This is a genomic window from Terrabacter sp. RAF57, assembly GCF_052113925.1.
In the GTDB taxonomy this organism is placed as follows: Bacteria; Actinomycetota; Actinomycetes; order Actinomycetales; family Dermatophilaceae; genus Terrabacter.
Genome location: NZ_JBFRDT010000002.1, coordinates 639,030 through 662,080, shown reverse-complemented (window position 1 = coordinate 662,080; position 23,051 = coordinate 639,030). Strand labels below are relative to the sequence as shown.

Annotated in this window: 17 protein-coding genes; 8 read left to right on the top strand and 9 right to left on the bottom strand. The window is 70.2% G+C overall.

Features of this window, described 5'->3' with window-relative positions; genetic code table 11:
• The 3 genes from AB4Y83_RS04980 to AB4Y83_RS04970 all read right to left on the bottom strand — a co-directional run.
• Positions 1–738: histidine kinase (locus AB4Y83_RS04980; RefSeq protein WP_442296181.1), on the bottom strand; the 738-nt coding region annotated here is incomplete at its 3' end.
• Positions 739–858: 120 nt separating this feature from the next.
• Positions 859–1,389, bottom strand: a complete 531-nt coding sequence (locus AB4Y83_RS04975) for a hypothetical protein (protein WP_442296180.1) — start codon at positions 1,387–1,389, stop codon at positions 859–861.
• Between the two features lie 587 nt (positions 1,390–1,976).
• Entirely contained in the window at positions 1,977–2,258 is a 282-nt protein-coding gene (locus AB4Y83_RS04970) for a cupin domain-containing protein (RefSeq protein WP_442296179.1), read from the bottom strand.
• A gap of 535 nt (positions 2,259–2,793) precedes the next feature.
• Between AB4Y83_RS04970 and AB4Y83_RS04965 the strand changes: the two genes are divergently transcribed.
• Together AB4Y83_RS04965 and AB4Y83_RS04960 are read left to right on the top strand one after the other, a co-directional pair.
• Positions 2,794–3,252 (top strand): hypothetical protein, encoded by a 459-nt coding sequence (locus tag AB4Y83_RS04965; RefSeq protein WP_442296178.1) that lies wholly within the window; start codon positions 2,794–2,796, stop codon positions 3,250–3,252.
• 573 nt (positions 3,253–3,825) lie between these two features.
• Positions 3,826–4,272 carry a DUF6325 family protein gene (locus AB4Y83_RS04960; protein WP_442275347.1) on the top strand — a complete coding sequence of 149 codons (447 nt, stop codon included), beginning with the start codon at positions 3,826–3,828 and terminating at the stop codon, positions 4,270–4,272.
• A 187-nt stretch (positions 4,273–4,459) separates the two neighbouring features.
• On the opposite strand, the gene AB4Y83_RS04955 is transcribed toward AB4Y83_RS04960, so the two are convergent.
• The 3 genes from AB4Y83_RS04955 to AB4Y83_RS04945 all read right to left on the bottom strand — a co-directional run bounded on the left by AB4Y83_RS04955 (position 4,460) and on the right by AB4Y83_RS04945 (position 9,155).
• Positions 4,460–5,167, bottom strand: coding sequence for a hypothetical protein (locus AB4Y83_RS04955; RefSeq protein ID WP_442296177.1), 708 nt, complete (start codon positions 5,165–5,167; stop codon positions 4,460–4,462).
• 70 nt (positions 5,168–5,237) lie between these two features.
• Positions 5,238–7,595: an arylsulfatase gene (locus tag AB4Y83_RS04950; protein WP_442296176.1), complete on the bottom strand. Its 2,358-nt coding sequence runs from the start codon at positions 7,593–7,595 to the stop codon at positions 5,238–5,240.
• 162 nt (positions 7,596–7,757) lie between these two features.
• A complete protein-coding gene (locus AB4Y83_RS04945; RefSeq protein ID WP_442296175.1) occupies positions 7,758–9,155 on the bottom strand; it encodes an anaerobic sulfatase maturase in 1,398 nt (465 codons plus the stop codon).
• Between the two features lie 280 nt (positions 9,156–9,435).
• Here AB4Y83_RS04945 and AB4Y83_RS04940 point away from each other — a divergent pair, with 280 nt between their 5' ends.
• Positions 9,436–10,482: a type I asparaginase gene (locus tag AB4Y83_RS04940; RefSeq protein WP_442275343.1), complete on the top strand. Its 1,047-nt coding sequence runs from the start codon at positions 9,436–9,438 to the stop codon at positions 10,480–10,482.
• Positions 10,483–10,500: 18 nt separating this feature from the next.
• Here the strand turns inward: AB4Y83_RS04940 and AB4Y83_RS04935 are convergent, their stop codons facing one another.
• A complete protein-coding gene (locus tag AB4Y83_RS04935; RefSeq protein ID WP_442296174.1) occupies positions 10,501–13,284 on the bottom strand; it encodes a cation-translocating P-type ATPase in 2,784 nt (927 codons plus the stop codon).
• 163 nt (positions 13,285–13,447) lie between these two features.
• Between AB4Y83_RS04935 and AB4Y83_RS04930 the strand changes: the two genes are divergently transcribed.
• Positions 13,448–13,936 (top strand): hypothetical protein, encoded by a 489-nt coding sequence (locus AB4Y83_RS04930; protein WP_442275341.1) that lies wholly within the window; start codon positions 13,448–13,450, stop codon positions 13,934–13,936.
• On the opposite strand, the gene AB4Y83_RS04925 is transcribed toward AB4Y83_RS04930, so the two are convergent.
• Positions 13,902–16,154 (bottom strand): MMPL family transporter, encoded by a 2,253-nt coding sequence (locus tag AB4Y83_RS04925; RefSeq protein ID WP_442275340.1) that lies wholly within the window; start codon positions 16,152–16,154, stop codon positions 13,902–13,904. The two genes, AB4Y83_RS04930 and AB4Y83_RS04925, sit on opposite strands and share 35 nt — an antisense overlap.
• Positions 16,155–16,209: 55 nt before the next feature.
• Positions 16,210–16,959, bottom strand: a complete 750-nt coding sequence (locus AB4Y83_RS04920; RefSeq protein ID WP_442275339.1) for an MIP/aquaporin family protein — start codon at positions 16,957–16,959, stop codon at positions 16,210–16,212.
• A 220-nt stretch (positions 16,960–17,179) separates the two neighbouring features.
• Between AB4Y83_RS04920 and AB4Y83_RS04915 the strand changes: the two genes are divergently transcribed.
• Genes AB4Y83_RS04915 through AB4Y83_RS04900 form a run of 4 tightly spaced genes read left to right on the top strand, consistent with a single transcriptional unit; the run spans position 17,180 to position 23,047 of the window.
• Positions 17,180–19,849, top strand: a complete 2,670-nt coding sequence (locus tag AB4Y83_RS04915; RefSeq protein ID WP_442296173.1) for a response regulator — start codon at positions 17,180–17,182, stop codon at positions 19,847–19,849.
• A complete protein-coding gene (locus tag AB4Y83_RS04910) occupies positions 19,846–20,238 on the top strand; it encodes a response regulator (RefSeq protein WP_442275337.1) in 393 nt (130 codons plus the stop codon). Before AB4Y83_RS04915 ends, AB4Y83_RS04910 begins: the two co-directional genes overlap by 4 nt.
• Positions 20,235–21,395 (top strand): response regulator, encoded by a 1,161-nt coding sequence (locus tag AB4Y83_RS04905; RefSeq protein ID WP_442296172.1) that lies wholly within the window; start codon positions 20,235–20,237, stop codon positions 21,393–21,395. The genes AB4Y83_RS04910 and AB4Y83_RS04905 overlap by 4 nt, the downstream gene beginning before the upstream one ends.
• Entirely contained in the window at positions 21,392–23,047 is a 1,656-nt protein-coding gene (locus AB4Y83_RS04900; RefSeq protein ID WP_442296171.1) for a peptide ligase PGM1-related protein, read from the top strand. The genes AB4Y83_RS04905 and AB4Y83_RS04900 overlap by 4 nt, the downstream gene beginning before the upstream one ends.
• The last annotated feature ends 4 nt before the right edge of the window (positions 23,048–23,051 follow it).

The following is a 23,051-nucleotide window of genomic DNA, read 5'->3' as shown; positions in this document are numbered from 1 at the left end:
CTCCTGCACCCGCGCGCTGGTGGGCTCGCGGGCGGCGAGGAGCCGGGCGCCCTGCAGTTGGATCGCGGCGCCGGACAGGCAGTGGGCCAGCACGTCGTGGAGCTCGGCGGCGATCCGGCTGCGCTCGGCGAGGGCCGCGGCGCGCGCCTGCTCGTCGCGGGCGTCAGCGAGCTGGGCGAGGAGAAGCTCGGTGTGGTCCTGGGCTGCGCGCGCGGCGCGCACCACGTACGCGACCAGTCCCAGCAGGGCGTTGAGGAGGGTGGCCGCCAGCACGGCCGCGGTGGTCGCGCCGCCACGCAGCGCGGCGATGGCCTGGCCTACGGTGATGGTCGCGCCGACTACGACGCCCAGGGCCAGTGGCAGACGGGTCATGGCCATCCACACCGCGGCGCCGACCGCCAGCCCGGTCGCACCGCGCGGCTGGAGGGCGACCAGGGCGACCCCGGCCACCCCCATGACGGCGAGGAGTACGACCTGAACCGTGGGCGGGCGGTCGAGGAACCGGCCGCTGATGGCGACCACGGTCGTGGCGGCATACCCGACCAGGGCCAGCGTCACGCCGCCGGACGCGCCGCGTAGGCCGGGCGTCGGCGTCGTCGTCAGGGCGGTTGCGGCGACCACCGCGATGACGGCCCATCCCAGTGGTCTGAGCAGGTCACGCTGGTGGCGCAGTCGTTGGTGCGCGGCTGCATGGGCCTGCCCGGTCCTGCCACCAGCGCTTGCTGCGCGTGTCGTCATGGTGGTCACCTCGCTGGCCGTGGGCCGTGGCGGTCCTGGGATCGCCTAGGACTCCATGGAACCTCCTCGAGCCCGCGCAAGCGAGCCCGAGGAGAGACACGAATGAGAAAGGGGGACAGCTCAGACCACCCGGTCGCCCGACAGGGTGATACCGGCAGGGTGGCGCGGGGCGAGCCGCTGCCCGCGAACCTGCACGATGACCAGGCGGGCGGTGACCTCGCACAAGGCCATGGAGACCAAGGCCAGTGGCCAGGCAGCCGCACTGATGTGGTGGACGATGCTGAAATCGCGGATGGCCGGGCCCGCGCCGTGCTCGAGGGCGAACACGAAGATCAGTCGAGCGCTGATGCCGATCAGCAGCAGTGTCGCCGCGACCGGGCCGACGCGGGCGAACCGGGAGCCGTCCGCGTCGGCTCGGACGCGCGTGGCGTAACCACACAGGACACCCAGGAACAGGCCGAGCAGGGTCAGGGCGAGGGCCAGGGTGAGGTCGGAGCCGCCGGTGGGGATGGTGTGGACGTAGTGGGTGGCGACGAAGACCACGAGGGCCATCGGCGCAATGATGCTGCGGGCGTCCAGGCGCCGCTCCCGGGCCTGGCGAAGCACGACGAGAAGGAAGATCGCGTTGATGAGGTAGTCGGTGAAAGTCATGCCTCAAGGCTGCGCGGCACGCACGCGCCACGTCGTCGGAGCCAAGGTTGATCCCGGGTTGAATCGCCAGTCAACCCCAGTCCGATGGACACGCCCACAGCGGCAACGTCGGACGTCCACGTTTCCGGATTCGGCTATGACTTCGGGATCACGCGCCGGGATGGCAGAGACGTCACCAGGCTTGCCGGCGACGTGTGTCGGCCTGCCTTCGAAGTGATCGCCGAAGTCTACGGGGCGGTCGGGGGACCCGCCGGGATCGTCCTTCCCGCACCGGGCGCAACGCCGATCCTGTCCACCGCCAGAAGAGTGTTCCACGCCCCATTTGTAGCGAAGGTTGAGGCGACAGGGCAGCGGCTTGCACGGCCCAGTCGGGCTAGTAGTCATGTCGTTCTCTCTCGATCGCATCCACGCAGGCGTTCTCGTCGTCAGGGCGGCGGGCTCACGTGCACTGCTAGGGGCCGGTGCGGCGCCTCCCTCAGCAGACATCCTGTGGCGCAGGAGCCCCCTAGTGACGCTCGCGACCCTGCCGGACGCCCGATCGCGCGCCTCGCGGCTCTATCGAGACGTGGCGTCCCGAGCCCGGCGCGTCAGCGCTTTGCGTAGTCGGCGAAACCCTGCCAGTCGATGAAGACGCAGGGCTCGTCCCCCACGACCCAGGCGTCGTGGCCCGGCGCCATGGCCGCGAAGTCGCCCGGGCCGTAGTCCGTCTCCTCGCCGTCGTCCATGACGACCTTCATGCGGCCGGACACGAAGTAGCCCAGGTGGGCCGCCTGGCAGCTGTCCGTGCCGGCGATCGGTTTGACGTGCTCGGACCATCTCCAGCCGGGCAAGAACGTCGCCCGGCCGACGATCCCTTCTTGCGTGTTCACTAGCTGCAGCTGGCCCGTGTCCCCTTCGAAGGGGCGCGTCTCTTCGGGCGAGTCGAGGCTCTTGCGCACAAGACCTGACATCGTGACCTCCAACGTGACTGCTGGTCGCGGAAACGGTTGCACCTTTCAGGTTGGCATCGCCGCGCAGGGGTGTCAGCGTTTCTGGCCAACCGCACGTGGGCAACGCCTCCCGTTCGGCAAGCGGCGTGACGTCCGTGGCGTAGCGTCCGCGGCCGGGGGTAGCGGCCCAGAGCGGACAGGTGTCTCAGCCATCAGGATCGGTGATCAGCATGAGACGGCATGTCAAGGCTGGCGCCGCGGTTCGACGAGGGGGGCACTCCTTCAGGGCATCATGAGCGATTCCGCTACAGGGCCGAAGGGCAGCCACTAGGCTAATGCGGTCTCAGGGGAGCAACCGATGCGCCGCGTGCCCGGGTGTACAGGGGTCGAGTTCACGCGGCCGGTCCATGGAGGTGGACGCACTGTGAAATCGCCCAAGCACCCCGTTCGGACACTCACCATCGCCTGTGGCGCCGTGGCGCTTCTCCTGTTCGCCCCCGCCGCGGCGAACGCGCAGCCGAACGCCAATGTCATCCGCGTCGCCGGATACCCCGGCGACGTGGAGGACATTGGCGCCTGCGCGTTCCCGGTCGCCAACCATCCGTACCAGGAAGGCACGATCTCGGTTCGACAGACCGCCAACGGCACGCTCTTCGAGGTCAGCCTCCGCGAGGTGGACACGTTCACGGCCAACGGAGTCAGCCTGACGTCGACGCCGTACTCCTTCCACTTCACTGGGGAGCTCGACCTGCAGGGCAACATCGTGCGTGAGACGACCGCAGGCGTGCTTGTGAAGGTCCCGTTGCCTGATGGCTCGACGTTCTTCTCTGCCGGTCGGGTCGATCAGCTTGCGTCCGGGCTCGCGTACGTGGTGCTGCCGGACGTGGGGACGAGCCGGGGTCTAGACGCGTTCTGCGCCGCCCTCGCTGGATGAGTCCTCTAGGACTCAGCAACGGCCGCCTCGAGGCGTTCCGACCAGGGTTCTCTGTGGAACGCAGCAACTCATGGCGGACAGCGTTTGATGCCTACCTGCCCATCGGAGACCACACGACGGTGACCAACTCGGCATGACACGACGCTCATTACCGCCTCGCAAGGAGGGTTAAGAGTCAGGGGAGTCAGGCGGCCAGAGCCGACCGCTAGGAGCCATGAGGGTCTGGTCGGGCTCGGTCGGCGGGAGCAGGAGGTGAGAGTGATGGACGCGCCGAATAGCACGCAGATCGCACGGCGACATCGGGCATGTCGGTCGCGACCTTGTTTTCGCAGGTCGGTGCTTGTTTTCGCCTGGGAGTCCCTCGGCGGCTTGTAAACAGGCGGTTAGGGGTTCGAGTCCCCTCGCCAGCTCCACCGTGACGTGCGAGTCCGGCTGACGGGGCCGCATCTGCGTGCCCACGGCGAGAGGCTCATCCCCGGCGGATGACGCGGCACGGACGAGCGGCTCCTAGCGTTGAGATCGGTCCCCCATCGGACGCACCGACCATCGGACGCACCCCAAGGAGAAGATGACATGACTCTCAACGTCGACGAGCTCGGTCCGGTGGACTGGATCGTCGTGGAGTTCGAGGGCAGCACCCTCAACGGCAAGATCGCCCCGATCCTCAAGGACTACGTGGACCGCGAGCTCATCCGGGTCCTGGACCTGCTGTTCTTCAAGAAGGCGGAGGACGGCAGCTTCGAGGCCTTCGAGGCAACCGACCTGGAGGACTCGGAGATCGGCGAGCTCCGTGCGTACGAGACCGAGCTGGCCATGCTGCTCAGCGAGCAGGACGTCGCCGACCTGGCCGACACCATCGAGCCCGGCAGCTCAGCGGCCGTCCTGGTGTGGGAGAACCTGTGGGCGGCTCCCTTCGGCGCGGCGGTGCGCCACGCCGGCGGCCAGCTCGTGGCCAGCGGGCGCATCCCGATCCAGGCCGTCATCGCCGCCATCGAGTCCGATCAAGAGGAAGGAGCCTGACATGCCACTCGCAGCCAGGCGTAGGAGAAGGACAGTGGCCGCCGTCGGCGGCGCCGTCGTCGTCGCGCACGGGATGCACCGGCGCGGTGAACGCCGTGAGGACCGGCGCGACGATCGCCGCGATCGCCGCTGACGCGTGACCCGGGCCGTGGGGCCCTCTCAGGGCTCCACGGCTCCTTGCGCTGCCCTACGCCGTCGCCGGCTCCGGTCGGAACGACGTGACCAGCAGGTGCAGGCTGAGGAGCAGGACCCACAACGGGAAGAGCAGGACGGCCCAGACCGTCCGCGGTGGTGCGAGGAGCAGGACCAGCGCCACGACGAAACCCACGGCCACGAGCCAGCGCGGCACGATCCCGGTGCGACGGCCGAGGTTCGTGACGACCATCGTGAAGACCGCTGCCATGCGGATGCCGAACGTCGTCAGGAGGGCCGTGCTGACCGCCCCCACCTGCCGGACGTACTCCGGCGAGACGCTGTCGGGCCCGTCGTAGAGGGCGAGCAGCGCTCCGACGTCTGCAGATGCGGCGAAGAGCATGGCGACGAAGAGCAGCCCCGACCCGAGGAAGGCTGTCGCGAACAGCTTGTCCTCGCGGTGCCCGAGACGGGAACGGATCACCCCGATGAACCACAGGAAGGCGATGCCCGCGTACGGGGTGAGCTGCATCGCCAGCGTGACCCTGCCGCGGCGCTCCGCATCGGTGATCCACGTCGAGCGGCCGCCGGTGCCCGGGAGCGCCAGGTACATGAGGATGACGACCGCCCCCAGGAGCACGGCGAAGGCGATCCCGGCGATGGCAGCCGCCCGCGGTGTGCGGATCTCGTCGAGCACCCGCCCCCGTGGTTCGAGGTCGGCCGGTGACTCGTCCCGGCCACGCTCGTCCTCATGCATGCTCATGCTCCAGCCGTGGGCCTGTGCGGCCTTCGTCGGGACCGATCGTGTGACGACCGTGCAGGTCAGTGGCGGTTCACTCACGCATCAACATGCCCTGCGCCTCACGTTCCAGGTCGACGTAGGGCTCGCCGCTCACGTCGACGGCGACGCGCCTGATGGTGCCTCCCGTGAACCGGTACGGGCGCTMGCCGGGGTAGTCCTGCGTGACCGGGTCGCCCATGTCGCGCCCCACCGCCAGTCCCTCCCCGGCGATCATGTAGCTGCCGGGCTGGAGCTTGATCTGGCCTTCTCCGACCACGGTGTCGCCGTGGTAGAGCGACAGGGTGCCGGTGGCGACGGGGGTCTGCTCCGCGCCGTCCTTGACGAACGACGCCGACAGGATGAGGTTCTCGCCCGTGGGCAGGTCCTCGGTCGCGACGACCTTCTGCTCGAACAAGCCCACGAAGCTGTTGACGTAGTGCAGCCGGTTGTCCTTGACGTAGAGGCTGTGTCCGCCGAACCTCGACCCCTGGGCGAAGAGCACGCCCTGGGCGCCCGGCTCGGGGATGTCGACCAGCGCGCCGATGACGAATGACCGGCCGCGCACCACGACGGCCTGGGCCTCGGGCACCTCGGCGTGGTTGGGGTAGTAGACGTACCGGTCGCGCGGGGCCGACAGCTGGGGCCGGGGGGACACGAGGATCTCCAGCGCCGAACGGTCATCGAGCGGGAACCCCTCGTTGGCGCCCGCCTGGGCGTACCAGAGGTTGACCATCTCACGGAGCTTGTCGGGCTGCTCCGCCGCCAGGTTGTGCAGCTCGGAGCGGTCGACCTCGACGTGGTAGAGCTCCCACTCGTCGTCGTTGAAGTGCGACCAACCGCTGATCGTCGGGTGCGTGGTGATGGCCTTCCAGCCGTCGTGCCAGATGCCCCGCGAGCCCAGCATCGAGTAGAACTGCGTCTGCCGCCGCCCGGGTGCCTCGGGGTCGTCGAAGCTGTAGCGCATGCTGACGCCGTCGAAGTGGCTCTGTGTGTGGCCCTTGATGGTCTCCGGGGCCTCGATGCCGAGGGCGTCGAGGACGGTGGGCACCAGGTCGATGGCGTGGTGGTACTGCTCCCGGATCTCACCCTTGGCGGTCATGCCGGCCGGCCACGAGATCACGCACGGGTCGGAGGTGCCACCGTTGAACTCGTAGCGCTTCCACATCTTGAAGGGCGTGTTGAACGCCATCGCCCACCCGTTCGGGTAGTGGTTGTACGTCTTGGGCCCGCCCAGCTCGTCGAGCATGGCGAGGTTGACGTCGATGTCGTCGGGGATGCCGTTCATGAACAACATCTCGTTGACCGACCCGTCCGGGCCGCCCTCACCACTCGCACCGTTGTCCGAGACGAGGATGACCATGGTGTTCTCCCGCTGGCCCGTCTCCTCGAGGTAGTCGAGCAACCGACCGATCTGGGCGTCGGCATGGGACAGGAAACCGGCGTACACCTCCGCCATCCGGGCGAAGAGGCGCTGCTCCTGCTCGGACAGCGAGTCCCACGGCCGCGTGGTGTCGACGGCCGAGAACGGCTGGCCGTCCGGGCCGGTGCGCGTCTCCGGCGTGCCGATCGGGTTCATCGGTGGGAGCTCGGTGTTCGCGGGGACGATGCCCATCTCGACCTGACGGGCCAGGGTGGCCTCACGCATCGCCTCGTAGCCCGCGTCGAAACGCCCGGCGTACTTCTCGATCCACGCCTTGGGCGCGTGGTGCGGCGCGTGCGCGGCACCCGGTGCGTAGTAGAGGAAGAAGGGTTTGTCCGGCGCGACGGCCTTGGCGTCCATGATGAACTCGATGGCCTTGTCGGTGATGTCCTCACCGAAGTGGTAGCCCTCCTCGGGCGACCTCGGCTGGTCGACCGGATGGTTGTCGTAGGTGATCTCCGGGTACCACTGGCTGGTCTCGGCCCCGAGGAACCCGTACCAGCGCTCGAAGCCACGCCCGGTCGGCCAGTTGCGACGCGTCGAGGCGAGGTTCATCTCGACCGTGGGGCACAGGTGCCACTTGCCGACCATGTAGGTGTTCCAGCCCCGCTCGCCGAGGATCTCCGGAAGCATCCCGTTCTCGGGCGGGATGGTGCCGCTGGCGTTGGCGAAGCCACTGGCCCCTTCCGTGATGCACGCCATGGAGTTCCGGGTGTGGTTGCGTCCGGTGAGCAGGCACGACCGGGTGGGCGAGCACAGGGCTGTTGTGTGCCACTGGGTGTAGCGCACCCCGTCGCCGGCGATCTTGTCGATGTTCGGGGTCTCGATGGGGCCGCCGTAGCAGCTCATGGCGGAGAACCCGACATCGTCGAGCACGATGTACACGACGTTGGGCGACCCTTCGGGTGCCTTCGGCGGGGCGAACGGGGCCCAGTCCTCCACCGAGTCCCTGATGTCGACGTTGACCACACCACGAAACGGTTGCGCCATGTCATGACTCCTTGCTCGCGACTGCTCACGATCGTCGGCGCTCGCCGATCCGACGAAGGGACGGGTGCTCCTCAGGCGGGGCTCCGCCCAGCATGTGACGGGGACGGTGCCCTGTGCCTCACCCTCGGCGGATGAAAAGGTCGGCGCTCAGGAGAGCCGTGGTCAGGGGCGCGCGTCATCGCTCGTGCCGGCACCATGGCAGTCCGCCCACACGGCGCCACCGAGGCATGAGCAGGGGTCACCCGGGTGGCGCTCGGCGTCGCGGACGGCATACCACTCCCTCAGCCCCGTGGCGTCCCGGCCTCGACGCAACAGGGACGCCATGACGCGCATGGGTGCGTCGACGTGTCGGAAGAAGAGCTGGTAGCCCTCACAGAGGTAGTGCAGGCCGGCCTCGCCGTCGGGGGCGGTGAGGAAGCGGTCCTTGGGGCAGCCGCCGTTGCAGGCGAACCGGACGTCGCACGAGCGGCAGTAGGCCGGCAGCGTGTCGAGCTTGGCCTGCCCGAAGGCGCGCTGCTGGGGCGAGTCGACGAGCTGGAGCAGCGTTCGTCCCTGCCGGATGTTGCCGAGGAGGTAGCCCGGCTCCACGTAGTGGTCGCACGAGTAGAGGTCGCCGTTGTGCTCGAGCGCGACGGCGTCCCCACACGTGCGGGCATGGACGCACAGGCCGGCTTGGTCCATGCCCATCCAGTGGGCGAGGGCGGTGTCGAACATCGAGACGAAGACGTCGCCGACGTCGTGGCGGGCCCACTCCTCGAAGACGTCGACGAGGAAGCGGCCGTACTGGTGTGCACTGACCGTGCGGTGGGTGACGAGGCTGCCGTCCTGCACGTAGAGCGGCCGGTCACCGGACCGGGCGCCCCATCCCGACTCGGCAAGCGGGAGCAGCTCGGGCGTCACCCGCTCCACGATGGGGATGAGCTGCACGAACGTGGCCCCGAGCTCGTCGCGCAGGAAGCCGTAGACCTCGCGGCCGTGGTCGCCGTTGGCGGCGTTCACCGTGGTGAGGGCGTTCCACTCGACCCCGTTGCGCTTGAGCGCCTCGAGACCCCCGATGACCCGGTCGAAGGTGGGTTTGCCGCCCTTGTCGACACGGTAGGCGTCGTGCATCTCGCGCGGTCCGTCGATCGAGACGCCGACGAGGAAGTGGTGGTCGCGCAGGAAGGCGCACCACTCGTCGTCGAGGAGCGTGGCGTTGGTCTGCAGGGTGTTGAGGATCCGCTGCCCCGGCGCGGCGAGACGTTCCTCCAGCTCGAGCGTTCGTCGGAAGAAGTCGAGGCCCATGAGGGTCGGCTCGCCGCCCTGGAACGCCACCACCACCTCGTCGGCGCCGCGCTGGGCCGCGAGGAGCTGGCCGATGTACGCCTCGTGGACCTGCGGGTCCATCCGGAAGCTGCTGCCCGGGTAGAGCTCGTCCTTGGACAGGAAGAAGCAGTACTCGCAGTCGAGGTTGCAGATGGCGCCGGTGGGCTTGGACATGACGTGGAAGGACCGCGAGGCCGTCAGGGGCGCCGCGGCAGCTGTCCGCCCGTCAGGAGCCGCGGCCGGGGTCACCGTCACCCACCGTCCACGGCGGAGGGGCAGCCATCCCCGGACCTCATCCTCGTCATCGACACTCCCTGAGCGTGACACCGAGCAGGCTGCTGCGGATCATCCGGACGGGGTGAACGCACCCGCGTCCGGTGGCCCGCTCACGGGAGCGGTGGACATCCGTAAGGGCGCATCCCTGACGAGGTCTGGACACGGCGGAGCGTCCGGTGCCACGGTGAGCGGCACAGGCCGGGACCGGCGGCCTGGGGCGTCGACTCGCGAGAGTCCGGGATCCGACCAAGGGAGACACGTGAGCGACAGCGTGTTCGTGCTTCACACCGGTGGGACCATCGGGATGGTCGACACCCCGGACGGCTACGCGCCCGTGGCGGGTGCGCTCGCTCCCTATGTCGACTGGATCGTGGAGAACTCGAGAGGGGAGCTGCCCCCGATCGTCTTCGAGGAGCTCGACCCACCCATCGACTCCGCCAACGCGACGCCCGACGACTGGTGCGCCATCGCTCGAGTCCTCTACGAGCGCCGCAGCCGTCACCGGGGCTTCGTCGTCCTGCACGGGACGGACACGATGGCCTACACGGCGTCCGCGCTCTCGTTCCTGCTCCCGTCGTTCGGCAAGCCGGTCATCGTCACCGGGTCGCAGATCCCGGTCGCCCGCACCCGCAGCGACGGACGGCAGAACCTCATCGGGGCGCTCCAGGTCGCGGCGCGGTCCGACGTCCCGGAGAGCTCGCTCCTCTTCGGCGAGGTGCTGCTGCGGGGCAACCGGGCGACGAAGGTCGACGCCTCGGGCCTCGACGCCTTCGACTCGCCACGCTTCCCACCGCTCGCCGCGATCGGCATCGACATCGACGTCCGGGACTCCCTGGTGCGCCCCGCCGACGGGGAACCCGAGCTGCGGGCCGGGCGGCTGGGGGAGGTGGCAGCGGTGCGGCTCTTTCCCGGGTTCTCGGCCTCCATCCTCGCGAACCTGTGTCGACCGCCGCTGCAGGGACTCGTCATCGAGGCCTACGGGGCGGGCAACGGACCCTCGAACGACCGGGAGTTCATGGCCGTCGTCGAGGCCGCCACGGCCGAGGACATCGTCGTGGTCGTCGTCACCCAGTGCGTCCGCGGATCGGTGCAGCCGGGGGCGTACGCGACCGGGTCGGCACTGATGCGGGCCGGCGCCGTGCCGGGCTACGACATGACGTGCGAGGCAGCGCTCACCAAGCTCGCGGTCCTGCTCGGCCAGGGCCTCGACACCGGTGTCGTCGCCGACATGATGCAACGCGACATCGCCGGTGAGCTGACGAGGAAGGACGACGTCGAGGTTTCGCCGGTGGGTGGGGCGACCTGAAAGCCCTCGGGTCGCCGCTCAGGCGCGCGGCGTCGTCAGGGCGCGGGCAGGCGCGACCGCCGACTGCGGGTCGAGGGCGTCCGCCGGTGCGAGCCGGCGCCGCCTGACCAGCTTGCCGAGCTCGACGACGGCGGGGAGCGCGGCTGCCAGGGCTGCGCAGACGAGCCACTGGCCCGGCGTGAGCTCGGAGGTCAGCAGTGCCTGCTGCAACGTCGGCAGCTGGGTCGCCAGGAGGAGCATCCCGACCGGAATGAGGGCGATCGCCAGCGCCCTGAGGATCGGGGGTGTGAGTCCGCTGGTGGGGTCGCGCCGGTTGACCACCGCGTTGAACGCGGTGCCCAGGCCCATCACCACGAACGTCATCGTCATCGACACGGATGCTCGCGTGGGGCTGGGCTCGTCCGGCCCGAGCACCAACGGCATGAAGGCGGCGACGAACAGCACCGCCGCGTAGGCCAGCCACATGACGACGGCCGACCGGTTCGTGATGGTGAGGCCGGGGTCGCGGGGCGGCCGGCTCATGACGTCGGGGTCACCCGGGTCGACGGCGATGACGATGACACCGACGGCCGTCGCGAAGAACAGCAGGAAGAGCACCATGGTCGGGGTCATCGCGACACCCCGGTTGACGTCGAACACGGTTGCCGCGAGGAAGAGGAACACCAGCGAGAGCAGCTGGGTCATCTGGTAGCGCACGTACGAGACGACCTTGTCGTACGCGCGCCTCCCGATCTCGACGGCGTGGACGAGCGTCCCGAAGTTGTCGTCCGTGAGCACCATGCGTGCGGCCTGCTTGGTCACCTCGCTGCCGCTCCCCATCGCGACGCCGATGTCTGCCTGCTTGAGGGCGGCGGCGTCGTTGACGGCGTCGCCGGTCATCGCGACGATCATCCCCTCCTCCTGCATCGCCCGAGCCAGCCGGAGCTTGTCCTCGGGCGTGACGCGGCCGAACACGTGCAGCATCGGCAGCTGCTGCTTCAGCTCCTCGTCGCTCAGCGCCTGCAGATCGGCGCCGCTGATGGCCCCCGGACCCAGCCCCAGCTCCTGGCCGATCGCCTGAGCCGTGACGGCGTGGTCACCGGTGATCATCCGCACGTCGATCCCGGCCGTCAGGGCCGTCGCGACAGCGCTCCTCGCCTCGGTGCGCAGGGGGTCGATGATCCCGGCGAGCCCGACGAAGGACAGGCCCTGCGTCAGAGCCATGGGGTCGGCGTCCATGGTTGCCACCTCGTCGTCGGTGACGAGGCGAGCCGCGAACGCGAGCACGCGCAGTCCCTTGCCGCCCATCCGCTCGTTGGCCTCCAGGACGCCGTCGAGCGCCTGCCCGATGGGGACCTGCGAGCCACTCAGCGGACCACCCGCCAGGGTGCATCGGGCGATGACCACGTCGGGGGCGCCCTTGACGAGCTCGATGAGGTGCTCGGCCCCCTCGAGGGTCACCCGGTGGAACGTGGCCATGAACTTGTACTCGGAGTCGAAGGGCACCTCGGCCAGGCGCGGGTAGGTTCGGCGGGTCTCCTCGGCGTCGATCCCGAGCTTCGCGGCGAGCACCACCAGCGCCGCCTCGGTGGGGTCCCCGATCACCGAGCCGTCGTCGCCGACCACCGCGTCGCTGTCGAGGCACAACCCGAGGCCCAGGCGCGTGAAGTCGGGGACCGGTGTGCCGGCCACGGCCCGGATCGCCCCGCTCTTGCGGTAGCCCTCGCCGTCGACGGTGAACCACGACCCGCTCGCGTACAGCGTGGACACCATCATCTCGTTGAGGGTCAGCGTGCCCGTCTTGTCGGTGTTGATCGCGCTCGTCGACCCGAGCGTCTCGACGTCGGTGAGGTTCTTGACCACGGCCTTGGACGCAGCCAGCTGCTTGGCGCCCATCGACAGGAGTCCGGAGACGAAGGCCGGCATTCCCGTGGGGATCGCGGAGACGGCCATCGCCGTGCCCAGCAGCAGCAGGTCCTTGGCCGGCGTCCCGCGGACGAGACCGACGACGACGATGACGGCGACCGCTCCCCAGGCGATGACGCCCAGCACCTTGGTGAGGGTGTCGAGCTCCTTCTGCAGCGGTGAACGCTTTCGCGTGACCGAGCTGAGCATGGTCGCGATCTGGCCCATCTGCGTCCGCTGCCCCGTCGCGGTGACCACGATGGTGCCGGTGCCGCGAGTGACGGACGTGTTCTGGAAGAGCATGTTGGTCCGGTCGCCGAGAGCGACGTCCACGGATCCCAGAGCGGAATGGTCCTTTGCTATCGGCACGCTCTCCCCGGTCAGCGCGGCTTCCTGGGCCTCGAGGGTGGCGGAACGGACGATGCGTCCGTCTGCCGGGACGATGTCGCCTGCCTCGACCTGCACCACGTCCCCGGGCACGATCTCGGTGGCGGGGACGAGGGAGAGGGCGCCGTCACGGACGACCCGCGCCTGCGGTGTCTGCATCTTGGCGAGGGCGTCGACGCTGGCTCGGGCCGTCAGCTCCTGCCGGGTGCCGAGGGCGAGGTTGAGGACGATGAGCAGACCGACGATCACGCCRGTCGACACCTGGCCGATGGCCAGGCTCACGACCACGACGGCCACCAGCATGATGTTCATCGGATCGCGCAGCTGGCTCGCGGCGATGGCCCAGACGGACGGCGGTCTCTCGGCGGCGATCGCGTTGGGGCCGACGGCCGCCAGGCGACTCGCGACCTGAGCCCCGGTCAAACCGGAGTCCGTGTCGGAGCCGGCTGCGGCCACGACCTCGTCGGCGTCCAGCGCGAAGGGTGGGGTCTCGGTGTCCGCGCTCGACGCCGACGTGCCGCTCTCGCTCATGGGTCGTCCCCCGCTCCGGCTGCCTCAACCTCAGCGCTTGTCAGGCTAGTACCAACGAGCCCCTGCGTGGCAGGTCTGCGGCGCAACGTCGTCCGATGATCCGCTGAGCGGCCGCCATTTCCGTGCGAGCCTTGTCCGCGTGACGAGTCAAGATCCGCATTCGGTGCGCGTCGCCGGGGTCGACCTGGACCTGGAGCGGCTGACCTACGCGACCATCGTCGTGATGGCCGTGCTGTCCGCCTACTCCGGCTGGTCCGACCTGTCGTTCCCATCCGCTGCTGTCGTCGTCGTCTCACCGATCGTGGCCGTGTGCCTGGCGCACGCGTTCTCGGAGGTCCTCCATGAGCATGCTGCGGAGAAGCGGAGGCTCACCACCGCGGAATGGCTGGCAGTGGCGCGCCGGCAGGTGCACCTCCTGCTGGCGGCCGTGCCCCCGCTCGCCGTCCTGGTCATCGGTCGGGTGACAGCGCTGGGGAACGCCGACACCCTTCCCGCCGTGGAGCTGACCGGGCTGCTCACCCTGGCCTTCCTGTCGGCGGTCGCCAGCAGGCGGGCCGGCCTGCGGGGACCGTGGCTGGTCGCCGGCGCGCTCGCCGGGGGACTGGTCGGGCTCACGGTCATCGCTCTGCAGATCGTCCTGAAGCCGCACTAGTGCGCGGTGCTCCGGATCCCTCGCTGTCGATCGCGCCGGCTCCCGCCGCCGGGCGGGGCGTCCGGCGGAGCCCGATGGGCCACCAGATGCGGTCGCCGAGGTCGTAGGACACCGCCGGGACGAGCAGGCTGCGCACGATGAGCGTGTCGAGCAGGACGCCGAAGGCGACGATGAAGGCGATCTGGACGAGGAAGAGGATCGGCAGCACCGCGAGGGCCGAGAAGGTCGCAGCGAGGACGATGCCCGCACTCGTGATGACACCGCCCGTCACCGCGAGGCCCACGAGGATGCCGGGCCGCGTGCCACGGGTGCGCGACTCCTCACGGACGCGCGTCATGAGGAAGATCGAGTAGTCGATGCCGAGTGCGACGAGGAAGACGAAGCCGTAGAGCGGCGTCGACGGGTCGGAGCCCGGGAACCCGAAGACGTGGTTGAAGGCGATCGCGGAGACGCCCATCGTCGCGGCGAACGACAGGACGTTCGCGGCGACGAGGACGAGCGGCGCCACGATCGAGCGCAATAGCAGCATGAGCACGACGAAGATGACGGCGAGGATCGTCGGGATGATGACCTTGAGGTCGCGCTCGCTGGCGAGGCGCACGTCGAGGTTCGTCGCGGTGGTCCCTCCCACGAGCACGTCGGAGCCGACCCGGTCGAGGGATGCGCGCAGCGTCTCGATGGTGTCCTCGGCCGCGACGCTGTCGGCGGCGGCGTCGAGCGTGGCCTGCACGACGACCTGGCCGTCGACGACCTTCGGCGGCTGGCCGGGGACGAGCCCCACCTGTGGGCTGCTGACCCCGTCGGTCGACTCGAGCACCGCGACCACGGCATCGGCCTTGGCCTCGGGGGCGGCGATCTGGACGGGGGAGCCGGACCCGGCGGGGAAGTGGCGCGCGAGCACCTCCTGCCCGGTGACGGAGTCCACCTGGGTGAGGAAGAGGTCGGACTGGGCGATGCCCCGCGCGTTGAGCGTCGGGAGGAACGCCGCGCAGGTCGCGAGGGCGAGGAGGGTGACCACCCAGGTGCGCCGGGGGTGGCGCCCGACCATGCCGGCGACCCGGCCCCAGATGCCGCGGGTGCCCACCGCGTCCGCGCTGTGCACGTGGTCGACGTGGGGCACCTGCGGCCAGAAGACGCGTCGGCCGATGAGGAGCAGGAGCGCGGGCAGGAAGGTCAGGGACGCGACGAAGGCGCCGACGATGCCCAGCGCGCCGACGGGACCGAGACCCTTGGTGCTGCCGAGATCCGACAGGCGCAGGCAGAGCAGGCCGAGGACGACAGTGGCGGCGCTCGCGGCGATCGGCTCGAGCGAGGCCCGCCACGCGATCTTCATCGCCGCCCACGTCGACTCCTCGTCGTGCAGCTCCTCCTTGAAGCGCGCGACGAGGAGCAGGGCGTAGTCGGTCGCGGCGCCGACGACGAGGATCGACAGGATGCCCTGGCTCTGGCCGCTCAGGCTGATCGTGCCGTTCTTGGCGAGGGGGAAGACGACGAGCGCCGCGAGGGACAGGCCGAACACGGCCGAGATGAGCACGGCGAAGGGCAGGATCGGGCTGCGGTAGACGATGAGCAGGATGAGGAAGACGACGCCGAGGGCGACGAGCAGAAGGATGCCGTCGATGCCGCCGAAGGCGATGATGAAGTCGGCGAAGAAGCCGCCGGCACCCGTGACGTGGACAGTCAGGCCGGACGCACCCAACGTCGACGCAGCGGACTCGCGCAGGGCCTGCGCGACGGCATACAACGCGGTGTTTCCGGCGATGGTGTCCTCGGCCTTGTCGGCAAGGAAGGCGACGGGGACGAGCGCAGCCTGCTTGTCCTGGCTGGGGATCGCGAGGGTCGGGGGCGACTGCAGGAACTCGCCGACCGTGCGCCCGGGGTCGGCGAGCTTCAGGCCGGGGATGCCGTCGACGTAGCGCTGGACGGCCGCGAGGTCCGCCGGGGTCAGCCCGCCCTGCCGCTCGACCACGACGAGGTAGGGGAGTGTCTGGGTGTCGGTCGTGCGGCCCACGAGCTTGCTCACCGACGTCGACTCCGCCGACGGGGGAAGGAAGTTCGCGTTGTCGTTGGTGGCGACCTCGGACAGCCGCCCCACGAGGGGACCACCGACGCCCCCGATGGCGAGCCAGGCCAGCACCGCCAGGGCGGCCACCCACCGGACGGCGGCACGGCCCTTCGGCCTGCTCGACCCGTGCCTGCCCGCGGATGCGTCGCTCATGGACTCATCATGGGGCAGGCGCGCGCCACAAGGTTGGACAGTCGGCGAAGCACGGTCAGGCGGGCACGTCGGCGCCCGTCGGGTCCGTGTCGGTCTTCGAGACGGCCGTCTCGAAGTACGGGGAGGCGAGGGCCGCGATGGCACCGCCGATGAGCGGCGCGACGATGAACATCCACACGTGAGCCAGCGGCTCGCCGCCGTTGAGCAGGGCAGGACCGATGGACCGGGCCGGGTTGACCGAGGTGCCGTCGAGCGGGATGCCGACGATGTGGATCACGGTGAGCACGAGTCCGATCGCGAGTCCGGCGAAGCCCGGTGCCGCGGCCCGGCTCGTCACGAGCAGGACGACGAGGACGAGGAGGAAGGTGAGGACGACCTCGAGCACGAAGGTGCCACCCGCGGTGATCGTCGCGCCCCAGTTGTTGGTCCCGAGGGCGCCGGTCTCGTCCTTGACGCCACCGAAGCTCGAGACCATGAGCTTGAGCAGGGCCGCGCCGACGATCGCACCGACGAGCTGGGCGATCCAGTAGTAGATCGCCTCGGTCGTCGTGATGCCCTTGCGCATGAGCACGCCGAGGGTGACGGCGGGGTTGACGTGGCAGCCCGAGACGGGGCCGATGGCGTACGCCAGTGCGAGCAGCACGAAGCCGAAGGCCACGGCGACGGCGAGCCTGCTCATCGTCTCGAGGCCGACGACGGCGGCGCCCACGGCGAAGAAGACGAGGATGAACGTTCCGACGGCCTCGGCCACGGCCTTGCGCGTGAGGTCAGGAGTCGGGCCGGCAACGGTGCTGGAGTCAGGCATGAAAGTCCTTCCTTAGCAGGGCGAGCGGGCCCGTTCCCCCGGGGCGCTCGTCTTCAGAGTAGGGGTGAGGCGGTGCCGAGTGCAGTCATCTGCGCGCCGCCTCGCGGGGCGCCGGCTGGACCCCGTCGTCGAGCTCTTCGGATTCCCATGGTGCGCCGACCGTTCGGGGAGGACACTCGTGTGGGGACCACAGGGACTCACAGGTCGATGGGGGACTCGCATGAGCGGGTTCGAAGAGACGGGCGACGAGGCGGTCGGGGGTGCCCACCAGCTCGCCGACCGGCTGGCGACGACGCAGGAGCAGCTGCGGGCGACGAGCGACATCCTCAAGGTCCTCACGGCCTCGACGACGGGCGGCGCCGCCAGCCGCGACGAGGTCTTCGACGCGGTCGTCGACAGCGCCCGGCGGCTCCTCGGCGCGCAGGTCGCGCAGATCTACCTCGTGCAGGATGACTCGTTCGTGCTCGCGCGGTCGAGCGGACTGACGCCGGAGTTCGTCGACTTCGTCTCGCAGCACCCGATCGTCCGCGACCGCGCGACGTTGGTCGGACGGGTCACCATCGACCGGAGGGTGCACCAGATCGAGGACGTCCTCGCCGATCCGGACTACCGTCGCACCGACTTCCAGCGGGTCGGTGGCTACCGGACGATGATGGGCGCGCCGATGGTGGTCGGCGACCAGGTCGTCGGCGCCCTCAACGTGTGGCGCACGCAGGTCGCGCCCTTCGACGAGGCCGCCGAGGAGCTCCTGTCGACGTTCGCCGAGCAGGCGGCGCTCGCCCTTCGGCACGTCGAGCTCTTCTCGGCGCTCGAGAGCAGGTCGGCCGAGCTCGCCCGCAAGGTCGACCAGCTCGAGGCGCTCGCCGAGGTGGGGGAGGCGATCAGCTCGACGCTCGTCGCGGACGAGGTGCTGACGACGATCGTCAGCCACGCGGTCGAGCTGTCGGACACCGACGGCGGCTCGCTCATGGAGTTCGACGAGGCGACGGGACTCTTCCGGGTGCGCACGGCCTACGGCACGAGCGAGTACGTCATCGATGCGCTGCGGGCCGCGGAGATCCACATCGACCGCACGTGGGTGGGCCGGGCCGCGCGCGGCCGACGGGTGCTCCAGATCCCCGACCTCGACGCCGCGCCCGGGCCGCTCGACCCGCACCTCGCCGTCCTCCACGGGTCGGGCTGGCGCTCGCTCGTTGCCATCCCGCTCGTGCGTCCCGACCGGGTCGTCGGGGCTCTCGTCGTGCGGCGCAAGTCGACGGGCTCGTTCAGCGACGAGACGTGCGAGCTGCTCGCGGCTTTCGCGAGTCAGTCGGCCGTCGCGCTGACCAACGCCCGCCTCTACCAGCAGCTCGAGCAGCAGAGCGTCGCGCTCGCCGAGGCCAGCCAGCACAAGTCGGAGTTCCTCGCGAGCATGTCGCACGAGCTGCGGACACCGCTCAACGCCGTCATCGGCTTCTCCGAGGTGCTCCTCGAGCGGATGTTCGGCGACCTCAACGAGCGGCAGGAGGACTACCTCCAGGACATCCACTCGGCCGGTCGCCACCTGCTCGCCCTCCTCGGCGACATCCTCGACCTGTCCAAGATCGAAGCCGGACGCATGGAGCTCGACCTCACGACCTTCCCCATCGACGACATCCTCGTCCAGGCGCTCTCGCTCGTGCGCGAGCGTGCGGCGCTGCACGGCATACGCCTGACGCTGGAGGCGTCGAACGAGCTCGGCCTCGTCACGGCGGACGAGCTGCGCCTCAAGCAGGTCCTGCTCAACCTGCTGAGCAACGCCGTGAAGTTCACGCCGGACGGCGGCAGCATCGTCGTCCGGGCCTGGCGCGACGGTGAGGAGGTCGGCGTCACGGTCACCGACACGGGCATCGGCATCGCGCCGGCGGACCAGGAGCGCATCTTCGACTCGTTCCAGCAGGGCGAGCGGACGGCGTCGTCGAGCGAGGGCACCGGCCTCGGTCTCACCCTGAGCCGCCGCATCGTCGAGCTGCACGGCGGGCGACTCTGGCTCACGAGCACACCGGGCGAGGGGAGCACCTTCGGGATCTCGGTCCCGCAGCCCGACGCCGACCGGGAGGCCGGCGGTGACGTGTGGACGGTCGACGGCGACGACGTCGACGGTCCGACCGTCGTCGTCATCGAGGACGACCCGCGCTCGGCCGAGCTCGTCGAGCTGCACCTGCGTGCAGCCGGTCTCCGCCCCGTCGCCGCGTCGACGGGCGAGCAGGGACTCGACCTCGTCCGGGCACAGGACCCGGTGGCGGTCGTCCTCGACATCCACCTGCCCGGGATGGACGGGTGGGAGGTCCTCACCGAGCTCAAGAACGACCCGGCCACGGCCGACGTGCCCGTGGTCGTGGTCAGCGTCGAGCCCGAGCGCGGCCGTGGCTTCGCCCTGGGGGCCACGGAGTACCTCGTGAAGCCCGTGAGCGGCGAGCACCTCCTCGCCGCCGTGACGCGGCTGCTGCCACCGCCGCGCGCGGACGAGCAGAGTCCTCGGCTGCGCGTCGTCGTCGTCGACGACGACCCCCTCGCCCTCAAGCTCGTGCGCAGCACGCTCGAGCCGCTGGGCTGGGAGGTGCACACGTGCGCGGGCGGCCAGCAGGCGGCGGACCTCGTGCGTGCGGTCGCCCCGTCCGTCGTCGTCATCGACCTGCTCATGCCCCACGTCGACGGCTTCGCCGTCATCGACGAGCTGCGGCCGCACCGAGACTCCGATGGGCCGCCGATCGTCGTGCTCACCGCGAAGTCCCTGACACCACAGGACCGCTCGCGTCTCGAGGGGCGCATCGCGTTCGTCGCCGAGAAGGCCGGCATCGACCTGCCGGGGCTCGCGCGCCGGCTCGCGACGGTCGCCGCCGAGCACGTGCGGGAGGGGGAGGGGCCGTGAGCGAGCTGCCCGTCGTGCTCATCGTCGAGGACAACCCGCGCAACCTCAAGCTCGCGCGGGACGTGCTGGAGTATGCCGGCTTCTGCGTCCTCGTGGCCACCACCGGTGAGGATGCGGTCGAGCAGGCGAGGACCAGCCTGCCGGACGTCATCCTCATGGATCTCCAGCTGCCCGGCATCGACGGCTTCGCCGCCCTCGAGCTGATCCGGGACCACGAACCGACGGCGCACATCCCGATCGTCGCGCTCACGGCGTTCGCGATGCACCGCGACCGCGAGCGGGCCCTCGTCTCGGGCTTCGCCGGCTACCTCGAGAAGCCGATCAGCGTCCGTGAGTTCCCGGCACAGGTGCGCCGTCATCTGCCCCGACGGGAGGCGCCGGAGCCGTGACGCCCCTCGACCGCGATGCCAGGGTCCCGCCGCTCACGGGCGTGCGGGTCCTCGTCGTCGACGACCTCGAGCAGAACCGCAAGCTCATGCACGCCGTCCTCGAGCCGCGGGGCTTCGTCGTGCGCTCGGAGGCCTCGGGGCAGGCTGCCCTCGAGGCGCTCGCCGTGTGCGAGGTCGACGTCRTCCTGCTCGACGTGCTCATGCCGGTCATGGACGGCTACGAGACGTGCGAGCGCATCAAGGCCGACCCCCGCACGGCGATGCTGCCCGTCGTCATGGTGACGGCGAGCGGGACCCAGCAGCGGCTGCGCGCCCTCGAGGTGGGCGCCGACGACTTCATCACCAAGCCGTTCGACCAGGCCGAGCTCGTGGCGCGGGTCCGCTCGCTGGCGCGCGTCAAACGACTGCACGACACGGTGCTCGAGCAGACCGTCGCGCTCGAGCGCTGGAACGCCGAGCTCGAGACCCGGGTGGCCGAGCAGGTGGACGACCTCGACCGGCTGGGCCGCCTGCGCCGGTTCCTGTCTCCGCAGATCGCGGGCCTCATCGTCGAGTCCGGCGACGAGTCGTTCCTCGAGAGCCACCGACGCGACATCACCACGGTCTTCACCGACCTGCGGGGTTTCACCGCGTTCGCCGAGACCGCCGAGCCGGAGGAGACGATGTCCGTGCTGCGCGACTACCACGGCGCCCTCGGGGAGCTCGTCTTCGCCTACGAGGGCACGTTGGAGCACTTCGCCGGCGACGGGCTGATGGTGTTCTTCAACGACCCCCCGCCGTGTCCGGACGCACCCGAGCGGGCCGTGCGGATGGCGCTCGACATGCGCGACCGCGTCGACGACCTCGCGTCCGGGTGGTCCCGGCAGGGGCACCAGCTCGGCTTCGGGGTCGGCATCGCGCAGGGCTACGCGACGCTGGGTCGGGTCGGCTTCGAAGGACGCTGGGACTACGCGGCGATCGGGACCGTCACCAACGTCGCGGCCCGCCTCTGCGCGGCCGCTGCCGCCCGCCAGATCCTCATCAGCCCCCGCGTGCGTGCCGGGATCGACGAGCGCTTCGAGACGCGCTCACTCGGGCCGGTGGAGCTGCGCGGCATCTCGCGGCCACTCGAGGTCCACGAGGTCATCGGCACCACCGACCGGGAGGACGACCCATGAATGCGACGACCCAGGCCCCGATCGTCCCGACGGTGGACGGCGGTGGCCTCGACGCGCTCGACGAGGCGGCGCGCGGCAGACTGTTCGACGACCTGCAGGAGGCCCTGCCCGAGGTCTGGCGCCGCTTCGGTCAAGCCGACCCACGGGAGTCGGTGGTCGTCGTGCCGTCGATGAGCGTCGACAACCTCACGCAGTCGGCGGGCGCCATGAACCAGGCCATGGAGGAGCGTTTCCTCTTCATGCTGCTGCTGCTGCGTCAGCCGCGCCTCCGGATGGTCTACGTGACGTCGATGCCGATCAACGAGCACATCGTCGAGTACTACCTGTCGCTGCTCCCCGGCGTCATCCCGAGCCATGCCAGGGCCCGACTCGACCTGGTCTCGGTGGGTGACTCCTCCCCGCGGCCTCTGACCGACAAGCTGCTGGCCCGCCCCCGGGTCCTGTCCCGCATCGCCTCCCTCGTGACGGACCCCGCGAGGTCGCACCTCGTCCCGTACACGAGCACGACGCGCGAGCGTGACCTGGCGCTGATGCTCGGCATCCCCATGTATGCCGCGGACCCGCGCCTCTATCCGCTGGGCACCAAGACCGGCTGCCGACGGATCTTCGCCGAGGCCGGCGTCGACCATCCCTTCGGCGCCGAGGACGTCCACTCCGTCGACGATGTCGTCGACGCCGTGCTCGAGCTGCATGCGTCGCGGCCCGGCGCGCAGTGGGCGATGGTCAAGCTCGACGAGGGTGTCTCGGGCTCCGGCAACGCCCTCGTCGACCTGACCGCCGTGGACGCGGCGGCCGCGGCGGCCGCGGCGGCCGCGGATCCGGGCGGCGAGACAGGCGCGCTGCGTGCGGTCGTCACCGACCGGGTGCTCGGCATGCAGCTCGAGGACGCACGCATCGAGACCGGTGCCTACCTCGGGCGGCTCGACGAGCGCGGTGGCATCGTCGAGGAGCGCATCGTCGGCGACGAGGTGCGCAGTCCGAGCGTGCAGCTGCGCGTGACGCCCCTGGGGGAGCTGGAGATCCTCTCGACCCACGACCAGGTCCTCGGTGGCCCGACGGGCCAGATGTACCTCGGTGCGCGGTTCCCGGCCGACCCGGCCTACGCGACGACGATCACGAGGGAGGCGGAGAAGGTGGGTCGGGTCCTCGCGGACAAAGGGGTGCTCGGGCGGTTCGCCCTCGACTTCGTCGTCGTGCGCCGGGGCGAGCAATGGCAGACCCACGCCATCGAGATCAACCTGCGCAGGGGCGGCACGACGCACCCGTTCCTCACGCTGCAGTTCCTGACCGACGGCACGTACGTCCACGAGGAGGGGCGCTTCGTCACCCCGTCCGGCGCCGAACGCCACCTCGTGGCGACCGACCACCTCGAGGACGAGACGCTCCGGGGCATGGGTGTCGACGACCTCTTCGACCTCGTGGCGCGCGCCGGCCTGCACTTCGACCAGTCGCGCCAGACGGGCGTCGTCTTCCACATGATCAGCTCGATCACCGAGTGCGGTCGCGTCGGCATGACCGCCATCGGGGACACGCCAGACTCCGCCCAGGATGTGTTCGACCGGGCGGAGTCGGCGTTGCTCGCCGAGGCGCGTGCGTCGCTGGCGCCGCTCCCCGTGCCCCTGCCGGGGCGCCTCGGCGAGGGTCTGCGGTGACCAG